At 65.3% G+C, this 25,731-nt stretch carries 25 protein-coding genes and 1 tRNA gene; 14 read left to right on the top strand and 12 right to left on the bottom strand.

Going from position 1 to position 25,731, the window contains the following annotated elements; all coding sequences use genetic code 11:
• Window positions 1–60 precede the first annotated feature (60 nt).
• The 5 genes from E8M83_RS10655 to E8M83_RS10635 form a co-directional block, all read right to left on the bottom strand.
• Complete coding sequence (locus tag E8M83_RS10655) at window positions 61–1,245, bottom strand: serine hydrolase (RefSeq protein WP_137173345.1); 1,185 nt, start codon at window positions 1,243–1,245, stop codon at window positions 61–63.
• Complete coding sequence (locus E8M83_RS10650; RefSeq protein ID WP_137173344.1) at window positions 1,242–1,721, bottom strand: CYTH domain-containing protein; 480 nt, start codon at window positions 1,719–1,721, stop codon at window positions 1,242–1,244. The genes E8M83_RS10655 and E8M83_RS10650 overlap by 4 nt, the downstream gene beginning before the upstream one ends.
• Window positions 1,722–1,725: 4 nt before the next feature.
• Window positions 1,726–2,847 carry a M14-type cytosolic carboxypeptidase gene (locus E8M83_RS10645; protein WP_137173343.1) on the bottom strand — a complete coding sequence of 374 codons (1,122 nt, stop codon included), beginning with the start codon at window positions 2,845–2,847 and terminating at the stop codon, window positions 1,726–1,728.
• Window positions 2,848–2,997: 150 nt separating this feature from the next.
• Complete coding sequence (locus E8M83_RS10640) at window positions 2,998–3,399, bottom strand: hypothetical protein (protein WP_137173342.1); 402 nt, start codon at window positions 3,397–3,399, stop codon at window positions 2,998–3,000.
• Between the two features lie 140 nt (window positions 3,400–3,539).
• Window positions 3,540–3,863, bottom strand: a complete 324-nt coding sequence (locus tag E8M83_RS10635) for a KGG domain-containing protein (protein WP_137173341.1) — start codon at window positions 3,861–3,863, stop codon at window positions 3,540–3,542.
• A 341-nt stretch (window positions 3,864–4,204) separates the two neighbouring features.
• Between E8M83_RS10635 and E8M83_RS10630 the strand changes: the two genes are divergently transcribed.
• From E8M83_RS10630 to E8M83_RS10615, 4 genes are all read left to right on the top strand, one after another.
• On the top strand, window positions 4,205–5,086 hold the full coding sequence (locus tag E8M83_RS10630; RefSeq protein WP_137173340.1) for a hypothetical protein: 882 nt from the start codon (window positions 4,205–4,207) through the stop codon (window positions 5,084–5,086).
• Window positions 5,087–5,259: 173 nt separating this feature from the next.
• Window positions 5,260–6,267, top strand: coding sequence for a glycosyltransferase family 2 protein (locus E8M83_RS10625; protein ID WP_137173339.1), 1,008 nt, complete (start codon window positions 5,260–5,262; stop codon window positions 6,265–6,267).
• Window positions 6,268–6,272: 5 nt separating this feature from the next.
• Window positions 6,273–6,995 (top strand): glycosyltransferase, encoded by a 723-nt coding sequence (locus E8M83_RS10620; protein ID WP_137173338.1) that lies wholly within the window; start codon window positions 6,273–6,275, stop codon window positions 6,993–6,995.
• 11 nt (window positions 6,996–7,006) lie between these two features.
• The gene (locus E8M83_RS10615; protein ID WP_137173337.1) at window positions 7,007–7,570 is read left to right on the top strand and encodes an HAD-IIIA family hydrolase; all 564 of its coding nucleotides are present in this window, start codon (window positions 7,007–7,009) and stop codon (window positions 7,568–7,570) included.
• 5 nt (window positions 7,571–7,575) lie between these two features.
• Here the strand turns inward: E8M83_RS10615 and E8M83_RS10610 are convergent, their stop codons facing one another.
• Window positions 7,576–8,301 carry a cation transporter gene (locus E8M83_RS10610; protein WP_137173336.1) on the bottom strand — a complete coding sequence of 242 codons (726 nt, stop codon included), beginning with the start codon at window positions 8,299–8,301 and terminating at the stop codon, window positions 7,576–7,578.
• Window positions 8,302–8,372: 71 nt separating this feature from the next.
• Here E8M83_RS10610 and cadR point away from each other — a divergent pair, with 71 nt between their 5' ends.
• Window positions 8,373–8,774 carry a Cd(II)/Pb(II)-responsive transcriptional regulator gene (gene cadR, locus E8M83_RS10605; RefSeq protein ID WP_229491488.1) on the top strand — a complete coding sequence of 134 codons (402 nt, stop codon included), beginning with the start codon at window positions 8,373–8,375 and terminating at the stop codon, window positions 8,772–8,774.
• A gap of 42 nt (window positions 8,775–8,816) precedes the next feature.
• Here cadR and E8M83_RS10600 read toward each other — a convergent pair whose 3' ends face one another.
• Window positions 8,817–9,104: a hypothetical protein gene (locus E8M83_RS10600; protein WP_137173335.1), complete on the bottom strand. Its 288-nt coding sequence runs from the start codon at window positions 9,102–9,104 to the stop codon at window positions 8,817–8,819.
• Between the two features lie 247 nt (window positions 9,105–9,351).
• Between E8M83_RS10600 and E8M83_RS10595 the strand changes: the two genes are divergently transcribed.
• The 4 genes from E8M83_RS10595 to E8M83_RS10580 all read left to right on the top strand — a co-directional run bounded on the left by E8M83_RS10595 (window position 9,352) and on the right by E8M83_RS10580 (window position 15,969).
• Window positions 9,352–10,371, top strand: coding sequence for a transporter (locus E8M83_RS10595; RefSeq protein WP_137173334.1), 1,020 nt, complete (start codon window positions 9,352–9,354; stop codon window positions 10,369–10,371).
• Between the two features lie 150 nt (window positions 10,372–10,521).
• A complete protein-coding gene (locus E8M83_RS10590; protein ID WP_137173333.1) occupies window positions 10,522–12,243 on the top strand; it encodes an FAD-dependent oxidoreductase in 1,722 nt (573 codons plus the stop codon).
• Window positions 12,244–12,330: 87 nt separating this feature from the next.
• Entirely contained in the window at window positions 12,331–15,150 is a 2,820-nt protein-coding gene (locus E8M83_RS10585; RefSeq protein ID WP_137173332.1) for a PAS domain S-box protein, read from the top strand.
• Window positions 15,151–15,327: 177 nt separating this feature from the next.
• A complete protein-coding gene (locus E8M83_RS10580; RefSeq protein ID WP_137173331.1) occupies window positions 15,328–15,969 on the top strand; it encodes a hydrolase in 642 nt (213 codons plus the stop codon).
• Between the two features lie 29 nt (window positions 15,970–15,998).
• Here the strand turns inward: E8M83_RS10580 and E8M83_RS10575 are convergent, their stop codons facing one another.
• The 3 genes from E8M83_RS10575 to E8M83_RS10565 all read right to left on the bottom strand — a co-directional run bounded on the left by E8M83_RS10575 (window position 15,999) and on the right by E8M83_RS10565 (window position 19,066).
• Window positions 15,999–16,871: a helix-turn-helix domain-containing protein gene (locus E8M83_RS10575; RefSeq protein WP_137173330.1), complete on the bottom strand. Its 873-nt coding sequence runs from the start codon at window positions 16,869–16,871 to the stop codon at window positions 15,999–16,001.
• Between the two features lie 137 nt (window positions 16,872–17,008).
• Window positions 17,009–17,085: transfer RNA gene (locus E8M83_RS10570), tRNA-Pro, on the bottom strand.
• A 91-nt stretch (window positions 17,086–17,176) separates the two neighbouring features.
• The gene (locus E8M83_RS10565) at window positions 17,177–19,066 is read right to left on the bottom strand and encodes an MFS transporter (protein WP_137173329.1); all 1,890 of its coding nucleotides are present in this window, start codon (window positions 19,064–19,066) and stop codon (window positions 17,177–17,179) included.
• A gap of 200 nt (window positions 19,067–19,266) precedes the next feature.
• Here E8M83_RS10565 and E8M83_RS10560 point away from each other — a divergent pair, with 200 nt between their 5' ends.
• The gene (locus E8M83_RS10560) at window positions 19,267–19,467 is read left to right on the top strand and encodes a hypothetical protein (RefSeq protein ID WP_137173328.1); all 201 of its coding nucleotides are present in this window, start codon (window positions 19,267–19,269) and stop codon (window positions 19,465–19,467) included.
• Between the two features lies 1 nt (window position 19,468).
• On the opposite strand, the gene E8M83_RS10555 is transcribed toward E8M83_RS10560, so the two are convergent.
• Window positions 19,469–20,788, bottom strand: a complete 1,320-nt coding sequence (locus E8M83_RS10555; RefSeq protein WP_137173327.1) for a homoserine dehydrogenase — start codon at window positions 20,786–20,788, stop codon at window positions 19,469–19,471.
• A 39-nt stretch (window positions 20,789–20,827) separates the two neighbouring features.
• Window positions 20,828–22,099, bottom strand: coding sequence for a pyridoxal phosphate-dependent aminotransferase (locus E8M83_RS10550; RefSeq protein WP_137173326.1), 1,272 nt, complete (start codon window positions 22,097–22,099; stop codon window positions 20,828–20,830).
• An 84-nt stretch (window positions 22,100–22,183) separates the two neighbouring features.
• On the opposite strand from E8M83_RS10550, the gene E8M83_RS10545 reads away from it, so the two are divergent.
• From E8M83_RS10545 to E8M83_RS10530, 4 genes are all read left to right on the top strand, one after another.
• Window positions 22,184–22,558 (top strand): Mth938-like domain-containing protein, encoded by a 375-nt coding sequence (locus tag E8M83_RS10545; protein WP_137173325.1) that lies wholly within the window; start codon window positions 22,184–22,186, stop codon window positions 22,556–22,558.
• 185 nt (window positions 22,559–22,743) lie between these two features.
• The gene (locus E8M83_RS10540; RefSeq protein WP_267874207.1) at window positions 22,744–23,208 is read left to right on the top strand and encodes a peroxiredoxin; all 465 of its coding nucleotides are present in this window, start codon (window positions 22,744–22,746) and stop codon (window positions 23,206–23,208) included.
• A 262-nt stretch (window positions 23,209–23,470) separates the two neighbouring features.
• Window positions 23,471–25,303: a PhoH family protein gene (locus E8M83_RS10535; RefSeq protein WP_137173324.1), complete on the top strand. Its 1,833-nt coding sequence runs from the start codon at window positions 23,471–23,473 to the stop codon at window positions 25,301–25,303.
• A 105-nt stretch (window positions 25,304–25,408) separates the two neighbouring features.
• Entirely contained in the window at window positions 25,409–25,702 is a 294-nt protein-coding gene (locus tag E8M83_RS10530) for a hypothetical protein (protein WP_137173323.1), read from the top strand.
• Window positions 25,703–25,731: the final 29 nt, after the last annotated feature.

Here is a 25,731-nt window from a genome sequence, read left to right as displayed (position 1 = left end):
TTTTGCCCCGCACAATTGGCGGGGCAAAGTTAGACCTTGCGTTGCGGATATTGAACGTCTTTATTTACGGATTGCCGAGATCACGCGCGTCGCGAATTCGGCAGCATTGCCGGCATGCCAGCGCCACACGATCACCAGGTCGTGCTCGGGGGAGACGACGATGTCATTGCTGCCCGCCCCCAGCGCCGCGAAGGCGGTGGCTGGCATTCCTGGCAGGTTCTTGCCCTTGGTATTGAGCCACCACAGATAGCCATAATCCGGACCGTGCGTGCTCGGGGTGAGCGCTTCTTTCACATACGCGGCAGGCAGGATCTGCTTGCCGGCCCAGTTACCCTCGTGCAGCCACAGGTAGCCGAAGCGGGCCATGTCCCAGCTGTCGATCCACATGCCGCCGCCCCAGCGCGTGCCGCCACTGACCGATGGCATCTGCTTGCCGTTCACTTCCACATAGCTGTTATGGTAAGGAACCCACTTCCAGGTCTGCGAGGCGCCGATCGGGTCCATGACCTGCTGCTGGAAGACGTCCGGCACCGCCTGGCCGAACACGCGCAGCAGCGACAGCGCGAAGCGATTGACGCGGGTGTCGTTGTACTCGTAGAAGCTGCCCGGCGCCTTGATCGCGCGTGGCTTCTTCTCGCCCTTGCCGAAGGCTTGCTTGCCGATGAAATTGCTGTGCTTGCCCCACAGCTCGCCTTCCCACTCGGATTCCTGCTGCAAGTGCTGCTTCCAGGTCACATGGGCGTTGTGCGGCGCGGCATAGCCGCCATCGTCGACCGTCTTCGCGACCGGGTCCCCGACCTTGATGCGGCCATCGCGCACGGCCACCCCGGCCACGGTCGCCAACATGCTCTTGGCCACCGAATACGTCGGATCGACGAAGCGCGTGTCGCCGAACTCGGCCACCACATACCCCTTGTAGATCACCACGCCATTGGTATGGGCGCGCCGGGTCGGCATCGAGCCCAGCCGGGTGCCGAACACGGCTTCCTGGTCGGACAGGTCGAGCGGGCGCTCGGTCTCGCGCGACTGCGCGAACTGGACGGCCGCGGCCAGGGCCGCCGGGTCCATGCCCAGCTGGGCCGGGTCCTTGCGCGCCCACTCGCCTGCCGGCGGGAAATAAGCAGGATGCGAAGCCGTGGCATCGGCGGCAAAGGCGCCCGCTGCCGGGAGCGCCAGGCCCAGTGCGGTGGCGAGGGACAGTGCGATAAGGCTGCGGCGCGAAATGAGGGGCAAGGCGGTCTTCATGGATGGGTGTCGGTCCAGGTGGAATACGGCGAACGGATCAGGTTGGAGTTGTAATAGCGCTTGTCGGCGGTAACTTCCTGGCCGATCCAGTCCGGCTTGTCGAACACCGTGTCTTCGGCCGGCAGCTCGATCTCGGCCACCACCAGGCCCGCGTTCTCGCCCAGGAATTCGTCGACTTCCCAGGTGAAGCCCGCGTGCTCGATGCGGCGCCGGTATTTCTCGACCAGCGGCCGCTCGCACAGGCGGTCGAGCAGTTCGGCGGCATCGCCCAGGGGAATCGGATACTCCCACTCCCCGCGCGCCGCGCCTTCGCTCTTGCTCTTGATGGTGAGAAAACCCTGGTCGCCATAGATGCGCGCCCGCACGGTGCGCAGCGGATCCGACGTCAGGTAACCCTGGCGCACCAGGACCGGCGTGCCCAGCTGGCGCCAGGCATCGTTCGCCAGCAGGAACTTGCGTTCGATTTCAACGCCCATGCGATCAGCCCAGCGCCTGCAGGATCGGCTGCAGCATCGCCGCACCCAGGCCGGCGCTGCGCGCGCCGTTCCAACCGACATGCGGATCGGGCAGGTTGGCATTGTCCTTGAACGGCATCTCGAGCGTCAGCGACAGGCATTTGTAATGGTGGCCCACGTACTTGGAGGCCAGGGTCAGGAGCTCGTCGTTGTACTTGCTGGCGGCGTAGCCGTATTCCTTCTGGAAATCCGGGCTGCACGAGATATAGCGGTCGATGAAGGTGCTCTGCTCCAGCGCGCGTTCGGCCGTGAAGTCTTCGAGCATTTCACAGCCGGCCACGAAGTTGTAGGGCAGCGCTTCGTCGCCATGGATGTCGAAGAACATGTCGATGCCGACTTCCTCGATCTTTTTCTTGACGCAGTACACTTCGGGGCTGCGCTCGAGCGAGGGCGTCATCCACTCGCGGTTCAGGTTGGCGCCGGCGGCATTGGTGCGCAGGTTGCCGCGCACCGAACCGTCCGGGTTCATGTTCGGCACGATGTAGAACACGGCGCGCTGCAAGAGCTTGCGCGCGACCGGATTGGCGTTGTCGAGCAGCGCATCCATCATGCCTTCGACAAACCATTCGGCCATCGATTCGCCCGGGTGCTGGCGCGCGATGACCCAGATTTTTTTCTCGGCCTGCGGGTTGCCGATCACTACCAGGTTCATGTCGCGGCCGTCGACCGTGCTGCCGATGTCGTGCACGCGCGCAATCGGATTCTCGGCCACTTCGCCCAGCAGGCGCAGATGGCGTTCCCAGGTGTAGGGTTCGAAATAGGCGTAGTAGACGCTGTCCAGTTCCGGGGTGTGCTCGACCGTCATCACCTGGCCATCGAAGCTGGTGGGAACCCGGAACCAGTTCTCGGTATCGTAGCTCGCTACCGCCTGGTAGCCTTCGAAGCCCTTTGGATAGGTGGCCTGGCCGGCGTTCAGGAAGCGCATCGTGACGGCCTGCCCACGCGCGCCCTGCAGGCGGAAGTGGAACCACTGGTGGATGTCGGCGTGCGAATCCTTGCGCAGGTTCAGGTCGATCTGTTTCGGGTTGTCGGCGCGGACGACGTCGATCGAGCCGGAGTCGAACATCGTGCTGATCTTGATGGGCATCGTAGGAATCCTTTCATGGCCCGTCGCTGGGGACGGTAAGGGGGTCGAACGGGCGCCGGGCGCAGCCCGACGCCGGCTTCTGCCAGCCCGGCCATGATACCGGATCGGCCACGCCGACCGGTCGGGCCACGCCGGGGCGCTGGCGCGTGTTTACTGTGCGTCGAGGTCGATCAGGTCCTTGGTGTACATGGCCATGATCTGGCGCATCAATTCGACGTTGCCGCGATCGAGCACGACGGTCAGGTCGGACTTGCTGTCGAGCACGAAGTGCATGCGGATTGCGTTTGGCAATTCCTTGCAGTTCACGTATTGCGCGCGCGGCGTGGGGCTGTCCCAGTCGGCCTGGCCGATGATCGGGCCGGCTGGCGGCGGTTTCAGCCTGGTATCGCGGTTGACCGGCAAGTGCTTGAGCAGCCAGAACACCATCGTGGCCGGGATGTGGATGGCCAGGTCGCTCGCACCCTGGGTGGAGAACTTGGTGAGCAACAGGTTGCCGACCCGGTCGCAGGACATGGACAGGCTCTTGACTTGACGAATGACCGCTGGTTTCACGACGTTGTTCCTTGGGGAAGGTTGAAAAAGGCGCAGCGATTCTACCAAATCCCTTCCTCGTTATGTGTGTATTAAAAGCAAAACGGGAAGCGCATGGCTTCCCGTGTGGTCTGGCGCCGGCACGCACGCCGGCTGGCTGCTTATTCTTTCGAGCCGCCGCTGCGGTTGCCGCCCTGTGCGCTCTGGCGGTTGCCGCTCTTGCTCGAGGTGCGCGCCGCGCCGCCGGCACTGGCGTTGGCCGACTGGCGATTACCGTGGCTCAAGCTGCCGGCGCGACGGGCTTCTTCGGACGTGAATTCGTGGGCGGTACCCTTGGCGTGGGCGGCCTTGCCACCCTGGCTGGCGATTTCGCGCTGGCGCGCCGGATCCATCGAGGCGAATCCGCGGTTACGGGTGCCGCTGGCAGTGCTCTGGCTATTGCCTTGGTTGCCCGATTGCTTGTTACCTTGGTTGCTTGAGGCCATGATGACGTTCTCCCTTATACACTTGTGGAAACCGCCGCGTCCTGCGGCAGGCTTGAAGACCCGATCGCCGCCGGCGTCTGACCGGCGAACGATGAGTCGAAGCCCATCTTAGGCAGGCATCTCCGATGCGGCTATAGGAGCATTTCAGATGACTTTGTAGGACTTCGCGCGACAAATAATGCATCTGCGAAAAAGAACTTCCAGTCGTCAACAAACTCGACAGGATCAGTCCTACATCCCTCCCCTACCTCTTCCTATTCTGTGCCCGCCGGGAGGCGAGCATGATGATGCTATCCGGCAGGACTTAAACCTGCCCGCCTCGCAATGCAAAGGAGACCGACATGGACGCGAATCAACGCAGCGAAATGAACAACCAAACCAATAATGGCGCCAACGAAAAATGGACGCCAGGCGCCAAAGGGAATACCACGAGCGGTCCGATGGACCACACCCATCCGCATGGCGCCAGTGAACAGCGCGGCGAAGGCGCGGTGGATGGCGCGGGCACCGGCACCGGCATGGCGCATCCGGGTTCGATGCAGGGCCAGCAGACCGGCGGCTCGGGTGCGACCCAGGGCGTGAGCGATAGCCATCAGCGCCAGATGGAAATGCATTCCGACGCCTGGGGCAAGCTGGAGCAGCCGCTCGGCAACCGCCAGCGCGATACCGGCGTCTCGGTGAGCCAAGACGTGGCCAATCGCCAGGGCAAGACCCAGACTGGCGACACGCTCAATCCGCAGGATCCGGCGCATCCGCAACTGCATGCCGGCGAGCCGGGCCGCGACGGCCGCGTGCCGGGCACCGTGCCGCCTGAACCGGTCGGCACCGAGGCCGGCGTGCCGGGCGTTCAACATGGCGACATTTATGGCAACCGCCAGGGGGCCGACGACAACCGCGCCGATACCCAGGACGCCAGCGCCAGCCAGGTGCAGCGCAGCACCGATCGCCAGGGTTCGCAGTCCGGCGCCGGCGCGCGCGATACCGGCACCGAAGACGTTCATCAATCGAACAACGTCTCTGGCGGCCTGCCGCGCAGTCCGGGCAACTCGGGACCGCGCACCGAGGGCGAGGGCTACCAGGTCGGCGGCAGCATGCATGCCGAACCGAATCCGGTGCACCAGTCGAACGATGCCGCCGGCGGCTACCCGCGCAGCCCGGGCGGCGCCAACAAGCTGGCGGGCGACCGCAAGATGGACGACGATACCGGCTTCTCGCGCGGCTGACCCCGCCATTTTTGCATGACAAGCGGCCCCATCCAGGGGCCGTTTGCTTTTCCGGCGTAGAGCTTGATCCAGCTCCAAGCCGTACCGGACCGGAGGAACCGGGCCGGGTGCAAGGCAATCGAACCGCTCGACATCGCCACGATCACGCCGTGGCCAGACCAGCGGAGACCCCTATGCCTGCAACGGAAGATGCCCCCAATATCGCCACGCCCACGGTATCCGTGGTGCTGCCGGCCTGTGGCCGCATGGACCTGCTCGACCGCAGCCTCGACGCCCTGATGCGCCAGAGCGTCGACCCGCGCAGCATCGAAGTCATCGTTGTCGACGACGAACCCAACCACAACACGCTGCACCTGGTGGCCGGCTGGCGCACCCGCACGCTCGAGCGCGGGCCGCGCCTGGCCTATGTCGCCAACACCGGGCCGCGCGGTCCCGGCGCCTCGCGCAACCGCGGCTGGCGGGCGGCGCGCGCCAGCATCGTTGCGTTCACCAGCGACGATGCCGTGCCCAGTCCCGACTGGCTGGCCCAGGGGCTGGCCGCCTTCGACGGCGGCGCCGAGGTGGTATGCGGGCGCATCGAAACGCCCGTGCCGGCCCGCCCCACCGACCGCCAGCTTAGCGCGCATGCGCACGAGCGCGCCGATTTCACCAGCGCCAACTGCTTCATGCACAAGCCGGTGCTCGAAAAGCTCGACGGCTTCGACGAGCGTTTCAGTGTCCAGCGCGGCAGCGACGCCGACCTGCATTTCCGCCTGCTCGAACAAGGCATCCGCATCGTGCGCGCGCCGCAGGCGCTGGCCGTGCATCCGGTGCGTCCGGCGCCATGGGGCGCGAGCCTGCTGCAGATCCGCCACGCCGTATTCGACGCGCTGCTGTACAAGAAGCATCCGGCGCTGTACCGCGAGCGCATCGAACCGCGCCCCTGCTGGGACCACTACGCCATCGTCGCCGCCCTGCTGCTGGCCCTGCCCTGCTGGGCGCTGGGCGTGCGCTGGCTGGCGCTGGCCGCCACGCTGGCCTGGCTGACGCTCACGCTACGCCTGTGCATGCGCCGCCTGAAAGGCACGGCCCACAGCGCCTCGCACGTGGCCGAGATGGCGATCACCTCGTTCCTGCTGCCGCCCCTGTCCGTGTTCTGGCGCCTGGCCGGTGCGGTGCGCTACCGCGTGCGCTTCGCCTGAGCGCCATGCGCCTGCCCTCCGCGCGCGTGGCGCGCCTGCGCCTGGACCTCGCGCCATCGCGCTTCGTGGTCTTGTGCGCCGGCCCAGCCGTGGGCCCGATCGCGCCGCGCGACGGCATCGACACCGTCATCCTGGCGTGCGCGATGCTACAGCAGCGTCATGGGGTCGATACGATGCTGATCGTGATCGGCGGTGAGCGAAGTGGCAGGCGAGACGATAAGGGAGATGATAAGCGAGACGATGAGGGAGACGATGAGCGAGGCGATAAGGGGGACGATGAGCGAGGGGGCGACAGCGGAAACGACACCGAACTCACACGCCTGCGCCAGCTTGCGCGCGAACTCGGCGTGGGGCGAGCCATCCGCTTCGCCGCGTGCCAGCCGCATACGTTTCTCGACCACTGCCATGCAGCCGCCGACGTGTTCGCGAGCACGCCCTGGCATCCATCGCCCGCGGCGGCGAGCGCAGTGGCCAGGGCGATGTCCTGCGCCCTGCCTGTCGTCGGCACTGCGGGAGGTACTGCGGTCGACGCGACGGTCAGCACCGCGATCGGCACCGCGGCCTGCGCCATCACGGCCACCGTGCGCGATGGCGTCACCGGCTACCTGGTTCCCCCACGCGATCCCGAAAACCTGTGCCAATGCCTGGCCCGCCTGCAGCGCCAGCCATTGCTGGCGCGTGCCATGGGCATGGCCGGCCAGGCGCACGTATCCGCCACCTCGCACTGAAAGACAAGCGCATGAAAGCCATCTTCCTCGACCAGGACGGTACGCTGGTCGACGATATTCCCTTCAATGCCGAGCCGCGCCGCATCCGCCTGGTGAGCGGCGCCGGTCCGGCGCTGCGCCTGCTGGCCGGCCTCGATTACCGCCTGTTCGTGGTGTCGAATCAGTCCGGCATCGCGCACGGCTGTTTCGGCGAAGACGCGATGGGACCGGTCTCCGACCGCCTGAACGACCTGCTGTTTCGCGAACAGCTCGCATTGGAGGGGTTCTATTATTGCCCGCACCATCCGCTGGGCACCGTCAGCGACTACGCCTTCACCTGCGCCTGCCGCAAGCCCTCGCCCGGCATGCTGCTGCGCGCGGCGCACGAGCACGCCATCGACCTGCGCGCTTCCTGGATGATCGGCGACATCCTGCACGACGTCGAAGCCGGCAACCGGGCCGGCTGCCGCACCTTGCTCATCGACAACGGCAGCGAGACCGAATGGCGACTCGGCCCGCGCCGCCTGCCCACGCGCATGGCGCCCGACCTGTACAGCGCGGCCATGCTGATCGCCCAGCACGGCGAGCTGCGATGAATGCTTTAGCGCTGACGGATCTCGATGATATGCACCGGCGCCGGCAGTGGCACGGGCAAGTCGGTCGACGGCGCCTGCACGCCAGGCGACGAGGCCTGCACGCCTGCCGTTGCCGCCTGCGCACGCAACTCGGCGCGCGCCTGGCGCATGACCTCGCGCGCGGCCCACAGGCCGAGGCAGGCCATGATGCTCGCCACCACGATGTCCGGCCATCCGGCGCGGGTGCCGAACACGCCGAGGGCGGCCAGCATGACGGCCAGGTTGCCGATCATGTCGTTGCGGGTGCACAGCCACACCGAGCGCATATTGGCGTCGCCATGCCGAAACGCATACAGCATGGCCGCCACCGCGCCATTGGCTGCCAGCGCCGCGAAGCCGATAACGCCCATGGTCCCGGCATGCGGCACATGCCCGTCAAGCCCGAACCACAGCGCGCGCGCCAGCACCAGCAAGCCAAAGGCGCCCATCACGACGCCCTTGGCATACGCCGCGCGCGAACGCCAGGCCATGGCCATCCCGAGCACGAACAGCGACACCGCGTAATTGGCGGCGTCTCCCAAAAAATCGACCGAATCGGCCAGCAGCGACACCGAACCGGCCGCCATGCTGCTGGCCAGCTCGACGCCGAACATAAGAAAATTGATGAACAGCGCCGCCCACAGCACCTTGCGGTAACGCCCGTCGGGCGGCGGCGTGGAAGAACTGCAGGGTCCTGAACAACAGGCAGACATGACGAGCACCTCGAATGACGATATCTGCATTAGAATCCCTGTAGTTACTACAAGGTCAAGCGAGGAAATCCATGCTGATGCGTATTGGAGAATTGGCGAAACTGACGGGCTGCCAGTCCGAGACGGTGCGCTTCTATGAGCAAAAAGGGTTGTTGCCGCCACCGGTCAGGTCGCAGGCAAATTACCGGATGTACAATGCCAGCCACGCCGAGCGGCTGCATTTCATCCGCCGCTGCCGGTCGCTGGGCATGTCCCTGAATGAGGTCGAGACCCTGCTCGGCTACCAGGACCAGCCCGAGCGTTCCTGCAGCGGGGTCAATGCGCTGGTCGACCATCAGCTATCCGAGATCGACCGCCAGATCCTCGAACTGAGCAAGCTGCGCACCGAGCTGTCGAACCTGCGCGGACGCTGCGATTCGGCGCGCCCGGCCGGCCAGTGCGCCATCCTGCGCGAGCTGACCGAGCACGCATAACCAGGGCCCGCCTACCCGCATGGGGTACGGGCGGGCCGGCAATCACATCCTGGGATCGTCGATCGCCACGTCATCGTCGCGCAGCGCCACCGCGTCGAGCGCGGACTGGTCGGCGTCGCGTACGTTCTCTCCCATCAGCACGCGGTGGATCACGGCGCCATGCACGCCGTGCTGCTTCAGGAATTCGACGGCGCTACGGGTGCCCAAGCTGGCCTGGATGACCATGCCCTGGCGCACGACATGGGTCGCGCCCGCATACGGATTGGCAAGGGAATTGTCAGCCATGTCGGTCGGCGCCGCGCCGCGGCGGTCGAGCTCTGAGACTTGCATCTGTTTCCTTTCATCGAGCCATCGAGGACGGCCCATCGTGCAGATAAAAAAATCCGTCGACCGTGAAGCCGACGGAAAACGCAGTATCCGGTTGAGGGATCACGCGGAGAGACACAGGAGCAATCTTAACGACAGTTGGTTTCAACTTGATGACATTGCAAGGTCGCTCGGAGGTGTCGCCCGAACCCAACATCGCCCGCCCGGAACGCTCTACAATTACCTATCGCTTATTCAGGCAGGAAGGTCGATGACGCAGATGGCGGCTCCCGGTTTCAGTTACGGCTCCGACGATTCGGGCCTGGTGTGGGGATTCCTGTTCAAGCACGATGCCACCGCGGCGCCGATCGGCGCCCACGAGGCCCTGGCCTGGATGCGCGATCCGCAACCGGAACAGTTCATCTGGCTGCACTTCAACCTGTCGAACACCGCCAGCGAGCGCTGGCTACGCACCCACGCCGCGCTGGCCGACGAATTCTATGAAACCCTGCACCAGGGTTCGCGCTCGACCCGCATCGAGCTGGCCGACAATGCCCTGATCGCGGTCGTCAACGACGTGCTGCACGGCTTTTCGCTCGACAGCGCCGAGATCTCGACCCTGTGGGTCCACGTCACCCCGCACGTCGCGATCAGCGCGCGCAGGAAGCCCCTGGCCTCGATCGAGCGCCTGCGCCAGGACGTGCGCCAGGGCGCCCCGCTGCGCTCGTCGAGCGAACTCCTGATCCACCTGCTGCGCGACCAGGCCGACGTGCTGGTAAATATCGTGCGCGAGGCGGTGGCGCGGGTCGACACCATCGAAGACCGGCTGCTGGCCGGCCGCCTGACCCGCCAGCGCGAAGACCTGGGCTCGCTGCGCCGCGTGCTGGTGCGCCTGCAGCGCCTGCTGGCGCCGGAACCGGCCGCCCTGTTCCGCCTGCTGCAACGCCCGCCGACCTGGGTCGACGGCGAAGACCGCCAGGATCTGCGCCAGGCGACCGAGGAATTCACGGTGGTGCTGAGCGACCTGGCCGCGCTGCAGGAGCGCATCAAGTTGCTGCAGGAAGAAATCGCCGCCCGCGTCAACGAAGACAATGCCCGCAGCCTCTACCTGTTGACGATCGTGACGGTGATGGCGCTGCCGATCAACCTGATCGCCGGCCTCTTGGGCATGAACGTGGGCGGCATCCCGCTGGCCGACGAGGGCCACGGCTTCTGGATCGCGCTGGGCCTGGTCGTGGCCTTCACCACGGTGGCCGGCTGGCTGCTGCTGCGCCTGCAGCGCCAGCGCTGAATAGAAAGGGAATTACCCGCATTGTGAACCCATCCTAGGGTATAGCTTACAAAGCGGTGCGCCTGCATTACCATGCACTCGCCAGCGTACCATCCAGGCGCACCGAGCCAACGTACCGAGACAACGTCGCAAAACCCGCCGAGAGCCGCCATGAACGACAGCACGCCAGAACCCGTATCGGAACCATCCGTCATCGATCCGCGCTACCTGATCGACCTCAAGACGCGCGGCCACCAGGTCTATCCCGTCCTCGGCGACGACGACATCAAGCGCATCCGCCGCTTCGCCACCGAACGCAGCTGGCACGACGGCGACTTCGTGTTCCGGGCCCTGGTCGATTCGCCCGGCATGGTCGTGGTGCTGTCCGGCCAGCTGCGCTGCAGCCGCAGCAATGCCCTCGGTCATCGGGTCGAGGTGCACCTGTTCGATCCCGGCCAGTTCACGGGCGAGGTGTCCCAGCTGTCGGGCCGTCCGCCGCTGGTCGACGGCGTCGCGGTCGGCCGCCTGGAAGCGCTGGTGCTCGCCCCCGATGCGCTGCGCGCGCTCCTGATGGCCGAGGCGGTGCTGGGCGAGCGCGTGATGCGCGCCTTCATGCTGCGCCGCGCGCGCCTGATCGGCGAGCAGCCGACCGGACCGATCCTGATCGGGCCGCCGGGCCACGCGCGCCTGTTCGAACTCGAGAGCTTTTTGTCGCGCAACGCGCAGCCCTATACCCGGCGCGACCCGACATCGGACCAGGACGCCGCCCAGCTGGTGCGCGAACACTGGCGCCAGGAGCACGACTGGCCGCTGGTCGCGATGCCGGACGGCTTCGTGGTCAAGAACCCGAGCCTGCTCGAGATGGGCCGCTTCCTGGGCACCATGCCGCGCATCACGCGCGACATGGTCTATGACGTGCTGGTGGTCGGCGCCGGCCCGGCCGGCCTGGCGACGGCCGTGTATGCCGCCTCCGAGGGATTGTCGGTGATGGTGCTCGAACAGCGCGCCTACGGCGGCCAGGCCGGCGCCAGCGCGCGCATCGAGAATTTCTTCGGCTTCCCGACCGGCATCTCGGGCCACGCCCTGGTCAGCCGCGCTTTCGTCCAGGCCAGCAAGTTCGGGGCCGAGATCGCGATCCCCGCGCCGGCCATGCGCCTCCTGTGCCACGAGCGGCCATTACGCATCGAACTGGACGACGGCACCTGCGCGCGGGCACGCAGCGTGGTGCTGGCGGCCGGCGCGCGCTACCGCAAGCCCGACCTGGACGACCTGGCCCGCTTCGAGGGCCGCGGCGTGTATTACTGGGCGTCGCCGGTCGAAGCCAGGGTGTGCCGCCAGCAGACCGTGGTGCTGGTCGGCGGCGGCAATTCGGCCGGCCAGGCCGCCGTCTACCTGGCGGCGCACGCGAAGACCGTGCACCTGATGGTGCGCGGCAGCGGGCTGGAAGCGAGCATGTCGAGCTACCTGATCGAGCGCATCGCCGCCACCGCCAACATCGTGCTGCATACCCGGCTCGAACTGGCCGCGCTCGAGGGAGATGCAAGCGGCCTGGAGCGGGTGCACTGCCGCAGCCGCAGCGGCGGCGCCCCCACGGTATTCGACACCCACCACCTGTTCCTGTTCATCGGCGCCGACCCGAACAGCGACTGGCTGCTCGAATGCGGCGTGGCACTCGACCGCAAGGGCTTCGTACTGACCGGCTTCGATGCCAACCGGCAGCATGGCGGACGCGATCTCGAGACCAGCGTGCCCGGCGTGTTCGCCGTGGGCGACCTGCGCGCCGGCTCGACCAAGCGCGTCGCCGCGGCAGCGGGAGAAGGCGCGGCGGTCGTGGCCCAGGTCCACCGCTTCCTGGCCGAGCAACAGCAGTTGGAGGACAACGCGTCGGCCTGAGCCAGGTATTGCCACGCACCATTACAGTTGCCAAGCGATCAAGCAAGCCGTATCGTGTACGGCTACCCACCTTCTATCCCGATCACTTTGAATTCCAGTTTCAGCTTCATGGCCGGCGGCGGCGAGATGGGCGCCCTCATGCGCGCCTACGATTGGCATGACAGCCCCCTCGGCCCGCCCGGCGGCTGGCCCTCGACCCTCAAGACCGTGCTGCGGGTGCTGCTGTCGAGCAATCACCCGATGTTCATCTGGTGGGGCGATGATCTGATCCAGTTCTACAACGACGGCTACCGCCAGACCATGGGACCGGAACGCCATCCGGCCGCGCTGGGCCAGCCCGGCCGGCCGTGCTGGGAAGAAGCCTGGGACCTGATCGGGCCGGATATCGAGCGAGTGATGCGCGAAGGCGCCAGCGCCTGGCATGAGGACCGGCTGGTGCCATTGACCCGCAACGGCCGGCGCGAAGACGTCTGGTGGACCTATGGCTACAGCCCGATCGAGGACGAAACCGGCATCCACGGCGTGCTGGTGATCTGCAACGACGTCACCGAAGATCACGTGTTGCGCGAACGCCTGCGGCAAACCAATCACGCATTGATCGAAACCATGGACGACGGCTTCGGCCTGATCGAGATGGTCGACGATGCCGACGGCCGCGCGATCGACTACCGGTTCATCGAGGCGAACCACGCCTTTGCCCGCCACACCGGCCTGGTCGACAGCGTCGGCAAGACCGCACGCGATCTGGTGCCGGGCCTGGAACAGGGCTGGGTCGACACCTACGACGCGATCGCGCGCAGCGGCGTGGCGCGCCGCTTCGAGGAAGGCTCGGAAGCGATGGGCCGCTGGTTCACCGTCTACGCCAGCCCGATCGACCACCCTGGCAAACGCCGGGTGGCCCTGCTGTTTACCGACATTACCGAAAAGAAGAACGCCGAGCGGATCCTGCAGGCCAGCGAGGCCGCAGCGCGCGCCGCGGCAAGCCAGGCCGAAGCCGACCGCCGCCGCCTCGACGCCCTGCTCAGCTCTGCGCCGGTCGGCATCGTCTATGTCGACGAGCATGGCGCGCTGTCGGCCGTCAACCGCATGAACCGCCAGCTGTGGGGCGAACACCCGATGTCCACCAGCCAGGACCAGTATGCCGAGTGGCGCGGCTGGTGGGCCGACGGTTCGGAACGCCATGGCAGGCGCATCGCACCGGCCGAGTGGGCGCTGGCGCGCGCGCTGCGCGGCGAGGAGGTCGACGCCGACATCGTCGAGATCGAGCCCTTCGGGCGGCCGCAGGAACGGCGCATCCTGCTCACCCGCGCCACGCCGATCCGCGCCGAGGATGGCGCTGTCAGCGGCGCGGTGGCGGCCTCGATGGATCTCACGGACCAGGTCGACACCCAGCGCGCCTTGCGCGAGAGCGAGGAAAAGTTCCGCACCATCACCGACGCCATGCCGCAGATGGTGTGGTCGAGCCGGGCCGACGGCCAGAACGACTACTCCAACCGGCGCTGGAGCGATTTCACCGGCCTGTCCAATGCCGAGCTGCTGGGCACCAGCTGGGTGACGATCATCCATCCCGACGACCTCGCACGGCTGCAGGCGCTATGGGCCGACAGCCTGGCGACGGGCGCGCTGTTCGAGATCGAGCACCGGCTGCGCCATCACAGCGGCGAGTACCGCTGGGTGCTGAACCGCGCGCTGCCGGTGCGCGACGAGGCCGGCCGCGTCATCCGCTGGATGGGCACGGTCACCGACATGCACGACCAGAAGCTGGCGGCCGAGGAACTGAAGGCGGCCAATGCGCGCAAGGACGAGTTCCTGGCGATGCTGGCCCACGAACTGCGCAACCCGCTGGCGCCGATCAGCACCGCCGCCCAGATGCTCAAGCTGTCCGGCGCCGATCCGAAGCGCATCGCCCATGCGAGCGACGTCATCGGGCGCCAGGTTCGCCACATGGTCGAACTGGTGGACGACCTGCTCGACGTCTCGCGCGTCACGCGCGGCCTGGTCGAGCTCGAGCGCGAGCCGGTCGACCTCAAGTCGGTGATCCAGAACGCCATCGAGCAGGCCCGCCCGCTGATCGAAAAGAAGGGCCATACCCTGTCGACCAGGCTCGGCGCCGCCAATGTCAGCGTCACCGGCGACCGCAAGCGCCTGGTGCAGGTGATGGCCAACCTGATCAACAATGCGGCCAAGTACACGCCGGATGGCGGCGAAATCACGGTCTGCGCCGACCCGGTGCCGGATGCGGGCCAGGTCAAGCTGAGCGTCAAGGACAATGGCATCGGCATCGAGGCCGCGCTGCTGCCCAATATCTTTGAACTGTTCACGCAGGCCAAGCGTACGCCGGACCGCGCCCAGGGCGGCCTCGGGCTCGGGTTGGCGCTGGTGCGCAGCATGGTCAACCTGCATGGCGGGCAGGTGGAGGCGCACAGCGCTGGGCCGGGGCGCGGCAGCTGCTTCAGCGTCGTGCTGCCGCTTGGCGCCGACGGCGCTGCCCATGAAGGGCATGGCGAGCTGGACGCCACGCTGGCCGCGGGCCCCGCGCTGCGCATCCTGATCGTTGACGACAACCGCGACGCGGCCGAATCGCTGGGCATAGTGCTGTCGGCGGTAGGACACGCCGTGCGGGTGGAAGATTCGTCGATGGCGGCGCTGCGCCGGGCGCAGACAGACGGCTTCGACGTGTGCCTGCTCGATATCGGCTTGCCGGACCTGGATGGCTATCAACTGGTGGGACGGCTGCGCGCGGCGCCGCTGTTGGCCGTTGCGGTGATGATCGCCCTGAGCGGTTACGGCCAGCCCCAGGACATGGCGGCGTCGAAACAGGCCGGGTTTGCCAGGCACCTGGTCAAGCCGGTGGACGTCGGCCAGTTGCTGGCCGTGCTGGGCGAAGTGGCGCCGCGCGTCTCCTGAGGGACGCGGTACCGGGGTGGAACCCGGCGATCAATTCAGACTGTCAGGCGCAAGACGAGTCAGTGCCATGCGCAAGCTGCCATGGCACCATCCTTGCGTGACCGACAGGCGGCGGCGTCGCCCGGTCACAGTCTTTCGCAACGGCGCACGAACGCCACATCCACCAAGGAGTGTTACATGTCCAAGACCGGACTTCCCGCCCTGCTTCGCCCCGAAGACAGCATCCTCGTGCTCATCGACCACCAGCCCTACCAGTTCGCCAACCTGCACAGCCACGAACCGACGATGATCGTCAATAACGTGGTCGGCCTGGCCAAGGCCGCAAAGGTGTTCGACGTCCCGACCATCCTCACGACGGTGATCGAGGAGCGCGGCGGCAACCTGATCAAGGGACTGCAAGACGTGTTCCCCGACCAGAAGCCGATCAACCGCACCTTCATCAATACCTGGCAAGACCCGAACGTCACCGACATCGTGAAACAGAGCGGCCGCAAGCAGCTCATCCTGGCGGCGCTGTGGACCGAGATCTGCCTGGCCATGCCGGCGATCCAGGCCCTGGGCGAAGGCTATGACGTGTTCATCGTGACCGACGCCTCGGGCGGCGTGTCGGCCGAGGCGCACGATATGGCGGTGCGCAGGCTGGTGCAGGCCGGCGCCGTGCCGATCACCTGGATGGCGGTGATCTCGGAGTGGCAGCGCGACTGGGCGCGCGTGGAATCGGCCACCGCGCTCTCGAGCGTGGTGCTGGAACACGGCGGCGCGAGCGGCGTCGCGCTGGCCTGGGAACTGCAACTGCTGCAAACGACCCCACCGGCCTGAACCGAGTACCGGGCGCGCAGGCCGCTCGCCTAGCTCAAGCGGTCCCTGCGCCAGGCTGACGGGGTGGCGCCCGTCAGCTTGCGGAAGGTCCGGCCGAAATGCACGGCATCCGCGAAGCCGGTCGCTGCGGCCACATCGTCGAGCGAAGCGAGGGTGTCGAGCAGCAGCGCCTTGGCGCGCTCGATGCGCGCCAGCAACTGCCACTGGTAGGGCGCGAGGCCAGTGGAGGCCTTGAAGGCCCGGTGGTAGTGGGACTGGGATAATCCCGCAAGGCCCGCCAGCGTGGCCAGGTCGACCCTGGCGGGCAGGCTCGCTTCCAGGAAACCCAGCGCATCTTTCAGCTGCGAGGCAGACAGCCTGGCCGCCCCCTTGGCGTCGGATCGATTGCTGCGCAACAGCCGGATCGCGATCGCGGACACAAGCGCGTCGCCATACAACTGCGCGGACGGATCCGGATCGCTCACCGCGTCCGCCAGCAGGCCGACGAGCGCATGGATGCCATCGTCGATGAAGCGCATCCGCGGCGTGCCGGCGAGGTCGTGCGGCACCTCGATCTCGCAGCGCTCGCCGAGCGCGCCGATATCGAAGCACAGGTTGATGTCACGGGCGTAGCGAACGTCGTCGCTGTATCCCCACAATGGCATCCCTGCGGGCGTGAAGTGCATCTGGCGCGGCTTGTAGTCGATCGGACAGGGCACGTTGCCGCGCAGCCGCGGCTCGGCGCGGCCTTCGCCGACTTCGTCGAGGATCATGCCCAGTCGCGACTGGTCGTCGTGCGCCAGCTGGAGCAGCACGCGGCCGGTGGCTGAAAACTCGGTGAGCACGACGTCGACGCCATTCCAGCTGCGCACGACGCTCGATAGATCGACCAGGTTTTCCGGAAGCGCAATCTGGTTTGCCATGTGCAGGACTGGAAGGTGGGCGGATTGTCGATTGTAGACGTGTTGTCGCCCAGACTGCAATATGCGGCCAGGATATGCACTTCCAGTAAGAAACGAAAAAGGCCAACTCTGCAGTTGGCCTTTTTCGCTGATTCTATTGGTCGGGGCGAGAGGATTCGAACCTCCGACCCCGTGCACCCCATGCACGTACGCTACCAGGCTGCGCTACGCCCCGACTAGCCAACAATTATATCAGAGCCAGCGAAAAAATCTTGCGTTTTTGCCATACGGCGCACGATCTTCGCTGGGCCATGAACAACAGCCACTCACTTCCAGTCCCCGCGCAGCGCCATCACCTGCTGCTGCAGGTATTCCGGCGTCGCCAGCTCCGGCGCCACCGGCTGGCCGACCGCCAGCGACAGCTGCGAACGCATGCCGCGCGCGACGCGGCGGCCGAACAGATTGCTCTTGTCGCGCGTAAACCAGCTGCCCCACAGGCCGCGCAGCGCCATCGGGATCACCGGCACCTTGCTGCGCTCCACGACCTTGGCGATGCCGTTGCGGAATTCGTTGATCTCGCCGGTCGAGGTCAGTCGCCCTTCCGGGAAGATGCACACCAGCTCGCCGTTGTGCAGTGCCTGCGCGATGTCCACGAACGCCTTTTCCATCGTCCACGGATCTTCCTTGGCCGGCGCGATCGGAATCGCGTTCACCGCGCGGAATATCCAGCGCAGGAATGGCGTTTTAAAGATGCGATGGTCCATCACGAAGCGGATCGGCCGCGGGCTGGCCGCATTGATCACGATCGCGTCCACATAGCTGACGTGATTGCACACCAGCACCGCCGGGCCTTCGGCCGGGATGCGCGCCGTGTCCAGCGTGCGCACCCGGTACACGGTATGGATCAGCAGCCAGGCCAGGAAGCGCATCAAAAATTCGGGTACCAGCGAGAAGATGTACACCGCCACCAGCGCATTGAGCAGGGCCGTGGTCAGGAACAGTTCGGGAATGCTGAAGCCCTGCCCCAACAGCAGGATGGCGACGCCGGCCGACGCCACCATGAAGATCGCGTTCAGGATATTCATGCCGGCAATCGTGCGCGAGACGTGCTTCTGGTCGCAGCGTGTCTGGATCAGGGCGAACAGCGGCACGATGTAGAAACCGCCGAACACGCCGATCATCACCAGGTCGCCCAGGATGCGCAGCGCGCCCGGTTGGCCGAGCAAGGTCATCCAGTCCACCATGGCGCCGCCGGCCGTGAACGCTTCGCTGGCGAAATACAGGTCGATGCCGAACACCGACAGGCCGATCGAGCCGAATGGCACCAGGCCGATCTCGACCTTGTGGCCCGACAACCGTTCGCACAGCAGCGAACCGATGCCGATGCCGAGCGAGAACACGGTCAGCAACAGCACGAACACGCTGTGGTCGCCCATCAGGTAGTCTTTCGAGAACACCGGGAACTGGGCCAGCAGCAGGGCGCCATAGAACCAGAACCAGGAATTGCCAAGCATCGACAGGAATACCGTGCGGTTCTGGCGCGAGAACGACAGGTTGCGCCACGATTCGGCGATGAAATTACGGCTGATGCGCAGCTCGGGCGCCGGCGCCGGCGATGGCGGGATGCGCCAGGCGGTGGCCAGGCCCAGCACGGCAAACAGCAGGGTGGCGCCGGCCACCAGCATGATGCCGTGCGGCTTGTAGCCGACCAGCACCGCGCCGGCCACCTCGCCCAAGAGGATGCCGACGAAGGTGCCCATCTCCACCACCCCATTGCCGCCGACCAGCTCGTCGGGCTTGAGGTTTTGCGGCAGGTAGGCGTACTTGACCGGCCCGAACAGGGTCGAATGCATGCCCATGCCAATCACCGCCGCGATCAGCAGCCACAGGGTATGCGTGTACCAGCCGATGCCGGCCACCAGCATGATTGCGATCTCGGCGACCTTGACGATGCGCGCCAGCCTGGCCTTGTCGAATTTATCGGCGATCTGGCCCGAGGTGGCCGAGAACACGACATAGGGCAGGATGAACAGGCCCGGGATCAGGTTGTTCAGCAGGGACGGGTCGAGCGTGGTCCAGTTGATCGCGTCATAGGTCATGACGACCAGCAGCGCGGTCTTGAACAGGTTATCGTTGAAGGCGCCCAGGAACTGGGTCCAGAAGAACGGGCCGAAACGGCGTTGGGTCAGCAGGGAAAACTGGCTCGGTTGGCTCATCTGGGAAGCTCGGGTATTGTGGAGTGCGTAATGTACAACGGCAAGCACAGCGGAACAAACGCTGTTTCTCAGATTCACGCTTGCGTATTCTCAATTGATACTGCAAGTCTTGTCCGATAGTACGAGACAGACGATTGAAGCCGGTCAAATCCAGCTTGATCTGGCACATTGGTGCAATGCAGCGCGCGTAGAATCCGCGGATGACTTCCGCCAACTTCCAGATGAGCTACGCCAGCGTCGCCAATGCGCTGTTCGAACATATCGAGCAAGATTTGATCGCCCTGACTACCGCCCTCCTGGACGATGACGAGGAATTGCCAACCTTGCACCGCCAGCGTAAAAACGCCGATCCCGCGCAGCGAGATCGGCGTGCATACGATAGTGGCGTCGACGGAGCCTAGCTCAGCCCAGTGCTTCCAGGCGAATCCGCGTCACCTTGCCGATCACCGCCGGCAAGCCTTCGATCTTGGCGATCGCCGCGTCGATATTCTTTTCGCGCGTCTGGTGCGTCAGCATGATGATGTCGATATCGACCTGGTCGCCCGGCTCCTTCTGCAGCACGGCATCGATCGAGATGCCGGCGTCGGCCAGAATGCGGGTCAGGTCGGCCATCACGCCCAGCTTGTCCTGCACGTGCACGCGCAGGTAGTAGCTGCTGGTGATCTCCGACATCGGCATGATCGCGACGTCGGTCATCTGGTTCGGCTGGAAGGCCAGGTGCGGCACGCGGCTGTACGGATCGACCGTCGCCAGGCGGGTCACGTCGACCAGGTCGGCAATCACGGCCGAGGCGGTCGGTTCCGAACCGGCGCCCTTGCCGTAGTACAGGGTAGCGCCAACGGCGTCGGCCTGCACCAGCACCGCGTTCATCGCGCCTTCGACATTCGCGATCAGGCGCGAGGACGGGATCAGGGTCGGGTGCACGCGCAGCTCGACGCCTTCGCCCGCCTCGGTGTGGGTGCGGCGCGTAATGCCCAGGAGCTTGATGCGGTAGCCCAGTTGCTCGGCGTAGCGGATGTCGGCCGCCTGCAGTTGGCTGATGCCTTCGATATACGCCTTGTCGAACTGCACCGGGATGCCGAAGGCGATCGCCGACATGATGGTCAGTTTATGGGCCGCATCGACGCCCTCGATGTCGAAGGTCGGGTCGGCCTCGGCATAGCCGAGCTCTTGCGCCTGCTTGAGCACAGTGGCAAAGTCCAGGCCTTTCTCGCGCATCTCGGTCAGGATGAAGTTGGTGGTGCCGTTGATGATGCCGGCCACCGATTCGATGCGGTTGGCGGTCAGGCCTTCGCGCAGTGCCTTGATGATCGGCACGCCGCCGGCCACGGCCGCCTCGAAGGCCACCATCACGCCCTTTTCCTGGGCCGCCGCGAAGATCTCGTTGCCGTGCAGCGCCAGCAATGCCTTGTTGGCGGTGACCACATGCTTGCCGTTGGCAATCGCTTGCAGCACCAGCTCGCGTGGCAGCTCGTAGCCGCCGATCAGCTCGACGACGATGTCGATATCCGGATTGTTGACCACCGCAAACGGGTCGGCCACGATCTCGACCGCGCCGCCGGTGACTTCGCGTGCGCGCTCAATATTGCGCGCCGCAATCATCGCAATCTCGATGCCGCGGCCGGCGCGGCGGCGGATGTCTTCCTGGTTGCGTCGAAGGACGTTGAAGGTGCCGGCACCGACGGTGCCGATACCCAGGAGGCCAACTTGAATCGGTTTCATAAAATCTGTTTCTCTTGATGGTCTGGACACCAGCCCGGTTCAGGCATGGCGTCGTCGGTAACCGTCGAGGAAGCGCGCGATGCGTCCGCAAGCGTCGGTCAGGTCGTCGGAATTGGGCAGGAACACCAGCCGGAAATGGTCTGGGGCGATCCAGTTGAAGCCGGTGCCTTGCACCAGCAGCACTTTTTCCTCGGACAGCAGTTCGCAAATGAACTGCTGGTCGTCCGTGATCGGATACATCTTCGGATCGAGGCGCGGGAACATGTAGAGCGCGGCTTTTGGCTTGACGCAGGACACGCCCGGTATTTCGGTAAGCAGTTTGTGCGCGAGATCGCGCTGTTTCAGCAGACGCCCGCCCGGCCCCACCAGCTCCTTGATGCTCTGGTGGCCGCCAAGCGCCGTCTGGATCGCGAACTGGCCCGGCGCATTGGCGCACAGGCGCATCGAGGCCAGGATGTTCAGGCCGTCGATATAGCCTTTCGCGTGGCGCTTCTCGCCCGAGACCACCATCCAGCCGGCTCGGTAGCCGCAGGAACGGTAGTTCTTCGACAGGCCGTTCAGGGTTACGAACAGCACGTCATCGGCCAGCGATGCGATCGAGACGTGCTCCGCGCCGTCGTACAGGGTCTTGTCGTAGATTTCGTCGGCGTAGACGATCAGCTGGTGCTGGCGCGCCAGCTCGATGATGTCGAGCAGCACTTCGCGCGGATACAGGGCGCCGGTCGGGTTGTTCGGGTTGATGACCACGATCGCGCGCGTATTCGGCGTGATCTTGCGGCGCATGTCCTCGATGTCGGGCATCCAGCCCGAGCCCTCGTCGCATACATAGTGGACGGGCGCGCCGCCGGCCAGGCTCACCGCCGCGGTCCACAGCGGGTAATCGGGCGCCGGCACCAGCACCTCGTCGCCATTGTTCAGCAGGCCCTGCATCGCCATCACGATCAGTTCTGAGGCGCCATTGCCGAGGTAGATATCATCCATGCCCACGCCGGCGATATTCTTCTCTTGCGTGTAGTGCATGACGGCCTTGCGCGGCGCAAACATGCCCTTCGAATCGGTATAACCGGCCGCCCCGTGCATATTGCGGATCATGTCGCTCACGATCTCGTCCGGCGCGTCGAAGCCGAACACGGCGAGATTGCCGATATTGAGCTTGATGATCTTCTGGCCGTCTTCTTCCATCTGGCGCGCCTGGTCCAGGGCCGGTCCGCGGATTTCGTAGCAGACGTCGTCGAGCTTGTTGGATTTGGCGATCGGTCTCAAGATGTCCCCTGGTGTGAGCGTGCTCTGTTGCAGTGCGAAAAATACCATTCTGCCGAAACCGCCCCAATTAGGCAACCTTGCCGATCCGGTTACAATGGGCCTTCACCCAGCACACCACATTCAAGCACCGCCATGAAGCTTCATTCCGACAACACCCAACAATACCAGACCGTCACCGGCTACGACGCCTCGGGCGTCGAAATCAATGCCGAACGCTTTAATTACAGCCTGACGGTGTTGCCCGAGATCCCTCCACGCCCCTGGAGCGTGACGCACTTCGACGATCTCACCGCTGCCCATTTCGAGGAAATCGCCAGGGATGCACCAGACGTCGTCATCCTCGGCACCGGCGAGCGCCAGCGTTTCGTGCATCCGCGCCTGGTGGCCAGCCTGTCGGCCATGCACATCGGCGTCGAGAGCATGGACAACCAGGCTGCCTGCCGCACCTATAACGTGTTGATGGGCGAAGGCCGCAAGGTCACGCTGGCCCTGATCATCGGGGCCTGAGCGGATTAGCCAGGTCTTAAATTGGCAGAAACATTTCCAAATCCGGGTAAATATCGTGTTTCTGCCCGGGCGGGCACTAGCGGCAGGAGGTATGGACGGATTATCATGCCAGTGCCGCTCCCCGCCATCACGCGCCGGGAGGTTATTACGGCAGCGCGTCGCGCTGTCACTGCCAGGAGAAGCCCGTGGCCGAGAGCCAAGCAACCATCGCCCCATTTTCCGCCCCGATGACCGGTGGCCAGACCTTCGAGCTGCTTGGCCGTCCCGCCAGGTACACCGTGTTGTACTTCTACCCGAAAGACAATACCCCGGGCTGCACCACCGAGAGCATCGCGTTTCGCGAAGCCTGGCCCGAATTCCAGGCCCTGGGCGCCGACATCGTCGGCCTGAGCCGCGATTCGCTGCGCTCGCACGAGAACTTCAAAGGCAAGCTTGGCCTGCCCTTCGAGCTGATCTCCGACGCTGACGAAGCCGTGTGCACGCAATTCAATGTCATGAAGATGAAAAATATGTATGGCAAACAGGTGCGTGGGGTCGAGCGCAGTACGTTTGTCATTGACGCTCAAGGCCGATTGGTGAAAGAATGGCGTGGCGTGAAAGTCAACGATCACGTCGCCGAAGTGCTGGAATTTTTGAAGAGCCAGCCCTGAATTCATGGATGGCTCCAGTTGTTCAACCTGCTGGATCGCTATCCTTATTTTGAGTCAACCCGCAACACATCCGCATCAATCCAATCTGGTTTCCCGCCGGGCCAGGGCATTTCCAGGCTCGGCCAACCTGCAAACATTTGTTCTCGCAGTTCCCTTGCGCGGTCCTTCCGCGACCCACCTTAGTAGCATCGAATCCGTGCGGCAGCGCGCCACGTGGCCCGCGCGCGCACGTCCATCCAGACTTTTTTAGATTGAGAACCTGATGCCACTGCCAAAGATGCCTACCCAGCCAGCGACCATGCTGCTGGCAAAAGATTACCCCAAGGCCGAACCCGGCAAATCGCCGGTACGTCCCGTCTCGGCCCAGGCCAACGACGACGTCGAGGACCTGATCAGCGGCCAGGCCGTGCCGACGCCGAAATCGCGCGCACGCCGCAAGGCGCAAGACACCCTCGCCGCGGCGCAAACGCCCGCGGTCGTCAAACCTGTCGCAGCATCGCCAGCCGTCGCCGAACAGGCTGTCCAGCCAGAGCGCAAGACTGCCAAACAAGGCAAGCAGAACTGGCCGGAAGCCGCGCCGGCGCAAGCCAGGCTGCGCGAAACCGATGCCGACCAGCCGCATCCGGCCAAGCACAAGCCGGTCGAAGTCACCATCAAGTCGTCCGCCAGCCGCAAGGCCGACCGTTCCGGCACCACCAAGGTGTTCGTGCTCGACACCAATGTGCTGATGCACGATCCGACTTCGCTGTTCCGCTTCGAAGAGCACGACGTCTACCTGCCGATGATGACGCTCGAAGAGCTGGACAACCACAAGAAGGGCATGTCCGAAGTGGCGCGCAATGCACGCCAGGTGTCGCGCACGCTCGACGCCCTGATCGCCAACGTCGACGACGACGCGATCGAGTCCGGCATTCCGCTGTCCAAGCTGGGCAACAAGGATGCCAAGGGGCGCTTGCTGTTCCAGACCCGCCTGCACAGCGCCGCCCTGCCCGAAGGCCTGCCGTCCGGCAAGGCCGACAACCAGATCCTGGGTGTCGTGCGCGCGCTGGAACAACAAATGGCGGGCCGCGCCATCGTGCTGGTGTCGAAAGACATCAATATGCGCATCAAGGCGCGCGCCATCGGCCTGCCGGCCGAGGATTATTTCAACGACCACGTGCTCGAAGACACCGACCTGCTGTACTCGGGCATCGTCCAGCTGCCGGACGACTTCTGGGACAAGCACGGCAAGGACGTCGAATCCTGGCAAGAGAACAAGAACGGCAGCTCGGCGACCTATTATCGCGTTACCGGCCCCGTCATCCCGACCCTGCTGGCAAACCAGTTCGTGTTCCTCGAGCCGAAGGACGGCCAGTCGCCGCTGTACGCCCAGGTCAAGCAGATCAACGGCAAGACCGCCGTGCTGCAGACCCTGCGCGACTATAGCCACAACAAGAACAACGTCTGGGGCATCACGGCGCGCAACCGCGAGCAGAATTTCGCCCTCAACCTGCTCATGAACCCCGAGGTCGACTTCGTCACCCTGCTGGGCCAGGCCGGTACTGGTAAAACCCTGCTGGCGCTGGCGGCCGGCCTGGCGCAGGTGCTGGAGACCAAGCTCTACAACGAGATCATCGTCACCCGCGTGACGGTGCCGGTGGGCGAGGACATCGGCTTCCTGCCGGGCACCGAAGAAGAGAAAATGTCGCCATGGATGGGCGCCTTCGACGACAACCTCGAGGTGCTCATGAAGTCGGACGGCGATGCCGGCGACTGGGGCCGCGCCGCCACGCAAGACCTGATCCGCTCGCGCATCAAGATCAAGTCGCTCAACTTCATGCGTGGCCGCACCTTCGTGAACAAGTTCCTCATCATCGACGAGGCGCAGAACCTGACGCCGAAGCAGATGAAGACCCTGGTCACGCGCGCCGGCCCCGGCACCAAGATCCTGTGCCTGGGTAATATCGCGCAGATCGACACGCCTTACCTCACCGAGGGTTCGAGCGGCCTGACCTATGTGGTCGACCGCTTCAAGGGCTGGAGCCACGGCGGCCACGTGACCCTGGCGCGCGGCGAACGCTCGCGCCTGGCCGACCACGCCAGCGACGTGCTGTGAGCTTGACGGTTGCGCCGGCAACGGCGTAGTCTCGACCGACGCCCGCCCTCACCGGCGGGCGTTTTTCATTGGGGCGCCAGCGCCCGCACCATCACAAGCCCAACCATGCCTTTCGTCCTGAAACTGCTGCTCGTTCCGTCCCTGATCGCCCTCGTCACCCTTGCCGGCCGCCGCTGGGGCCCCGGCGTGGCCGGCTGGCTGTCGGCCTTCCCCATCGTCTCGGGCCCGATCCTGCTGGCGATCGCGCTCGAGCAGGGGAGCGACTTCGCCGCCATCGCCGCCGCCAATACCCTGCTGGCGGTGCTGGCCATCGTCGTCTTCAGCATCGTCTATGCCCGCATCGCGGCGCGGCCCGGCGCCGGGGTAATCCTGTGCCTCGTGGCCGCCCTGCTGGCCTGATGCCTGGCGGTGGCCGCGCTGCAAGGCCT

The sequence above is a fragment of the Massilia sp. HP4 genome, assembly GCF_005222695.1.
Lineage (GTDB): Bacteria > Pseudomonadota > Gammaproteobacteria > Burkholderiales > Burkholderiaceae_D > Telluria.
Note: the sequence above shows the minus strand (reverse complement) of the source record. Positions and strands in the feature narration are given on the sequence as shown.

Bases quoted from the DNA above. Each gene is read 5' to 3' on its own strand.
- E8M83_RS10655 (WP_137173345.1), bottom strand. From the start codon at position 1,245: ATGAAGACCGCCTTGCCCCTCATTTCGCGCCGCAGCCTTATCGCACTG.
- E8M83_RS10650 (WP_137173344.1), bottom strand. From the start codon at position 1,721: ATGGGCGTTGAAATCGAACGCAAGTTCCTGCTGGCGAACGATGCCTGG.
- E8M83_RS10645 (WP_137173343.1), bottom strand. From the start codon at position 2,847: ATGCCCATCAAGATCAGCACGATGTTCGACTCCGGCTCGATCGACGTC.
- E8M83_RS10635 (WP_137173341.1), bottom strand. From the start codon at position 3,863: ATGGCCTCAAGCAACCAAGGTAACAAGCAATCGGGCAACCAAGGCAAT.
- E8M83_RS10630 (WP_137173340.1), top strand. From the start codon at position 4,205: ATGGACGCGAATCAACGCAGCGAAATGAACAACCAAACCAATAATGGC.
- E8M83_RS10625 (WP_137173339.1), top strand. From the start codon at position 5,260: ATGCCTGCAACGGAAGATGCCCCCAATATCGCCACGCCCACGGTATCC.
- E8M83_RS10620 (WP_137173338.1), top strand. From the start codon at position 6,273: ATGCGCCTGCCCTCCGCGCGCGTGGCGCGCCTGCGCCTGGACCTCGCG.
- E8M83_RS10615 (WP_137173337.1), top strand. From the start codon at position 7,007: ATGAAAGCCATCTTCCTCGACCAGGACGGTACGCTGGTCGACGATATT.
- E8M83_RS10610 (WP_137173336.1), bottom strand. From the start codon at position 8,301: ATGTCTGCCTGTTGTTCAGGACCCTGCAGTTCTTCCACGCCGCCGCCC.
- cadR (WP_229491488.1), top strand. From the start codon at position 8,373: ATGCTGATGCGTATTGGAGAATTGGCGAAACTGACGGGCTGCCAGTCC.
- E8M83_RS10600 (WP_137173335.1), bottom strand. From the start codon at position 9,104: ATGCAAGTCTCAGAGCTCGACCGCCGCGGCGCGGCGCCGACCGACATG.
- E8M83_RS10595 (WP_137173334.1), top strand. From the start codon at position 9,352: ATGACGCAGATGGCGGCTCCCGGTTTCAGTTACGGCTCCGACGATTCG.
- E8M83_RS10590 (WP_137173333.1), top strand. From the start codon at position 10,522: ATGAACGACAGCACGCCAGAACCCGTATCGGAACCATCCGTCATCGAT.
- E8M83_RS10580 (WP_137173331.1), top strand. From the start codon at position 15,328: ATGTCCAAGACCGGACTTCCCGCCCTGCTTCGCCCCGAAGACAGCATC.
- E8M83_RS10575 (WP_137173330.1), bottom strand. From the start codon at position 16,871: ATGGCAAACCAGATTGCGCTTCCGGAAAACCTGGTCGATCTATCGAGC.
- E8M83_RS10565 (WP_137173329.1), bottom strand. From the start codon at position 19,066: ATGAGCCAACCGAGCCAGTTTTCCCTGCTGACCCAACGCCGTTTCGGC.
- E8M83_RS10560 (WP_137173328.1), top strand. From the start codon at position 19,267: ATGACTTCCGCCAACTTCCAGATGAGCTACGCCAGCGTCGCCAATGCG.
- E8M83_RS10555 (WP_137173327.1), bottom strand. From the start codon at position 20,788: ATGAAACCGATTCAAGTTGGCCTCCTGGGTATCGGCACCGTCGGTGCC.
- E8M83_RS10550 (WP_137173326.1), bottom strand. From the start codon at position 22,099: ATGGTATTTTTCGCACTGCAACAGAGCACGCTCACACCAGGGGACATC.
- E8M83_RS10545 (WP_137173325.1), top strand. From the start codon at position 22,184: ATGAAGCTTCATTCCGACAACACCCAACAATACCAGACCGTCACCGGC.
- E8M83_RS10535 (WP_137173324.1), top strand. From the start codon at position 23,471: ATGCCACTGCCAAAGATGCCTACCCAGCCAGCGACCATGCTGCTGGCA.
- E8M83_RS10530 (WP_137173323.1), top strand. From the start codon at position 25,409: ATGCCTTTCGTCCTGAAACTGCTGCTCGTTCCGTCCCTGATCGCCCTC.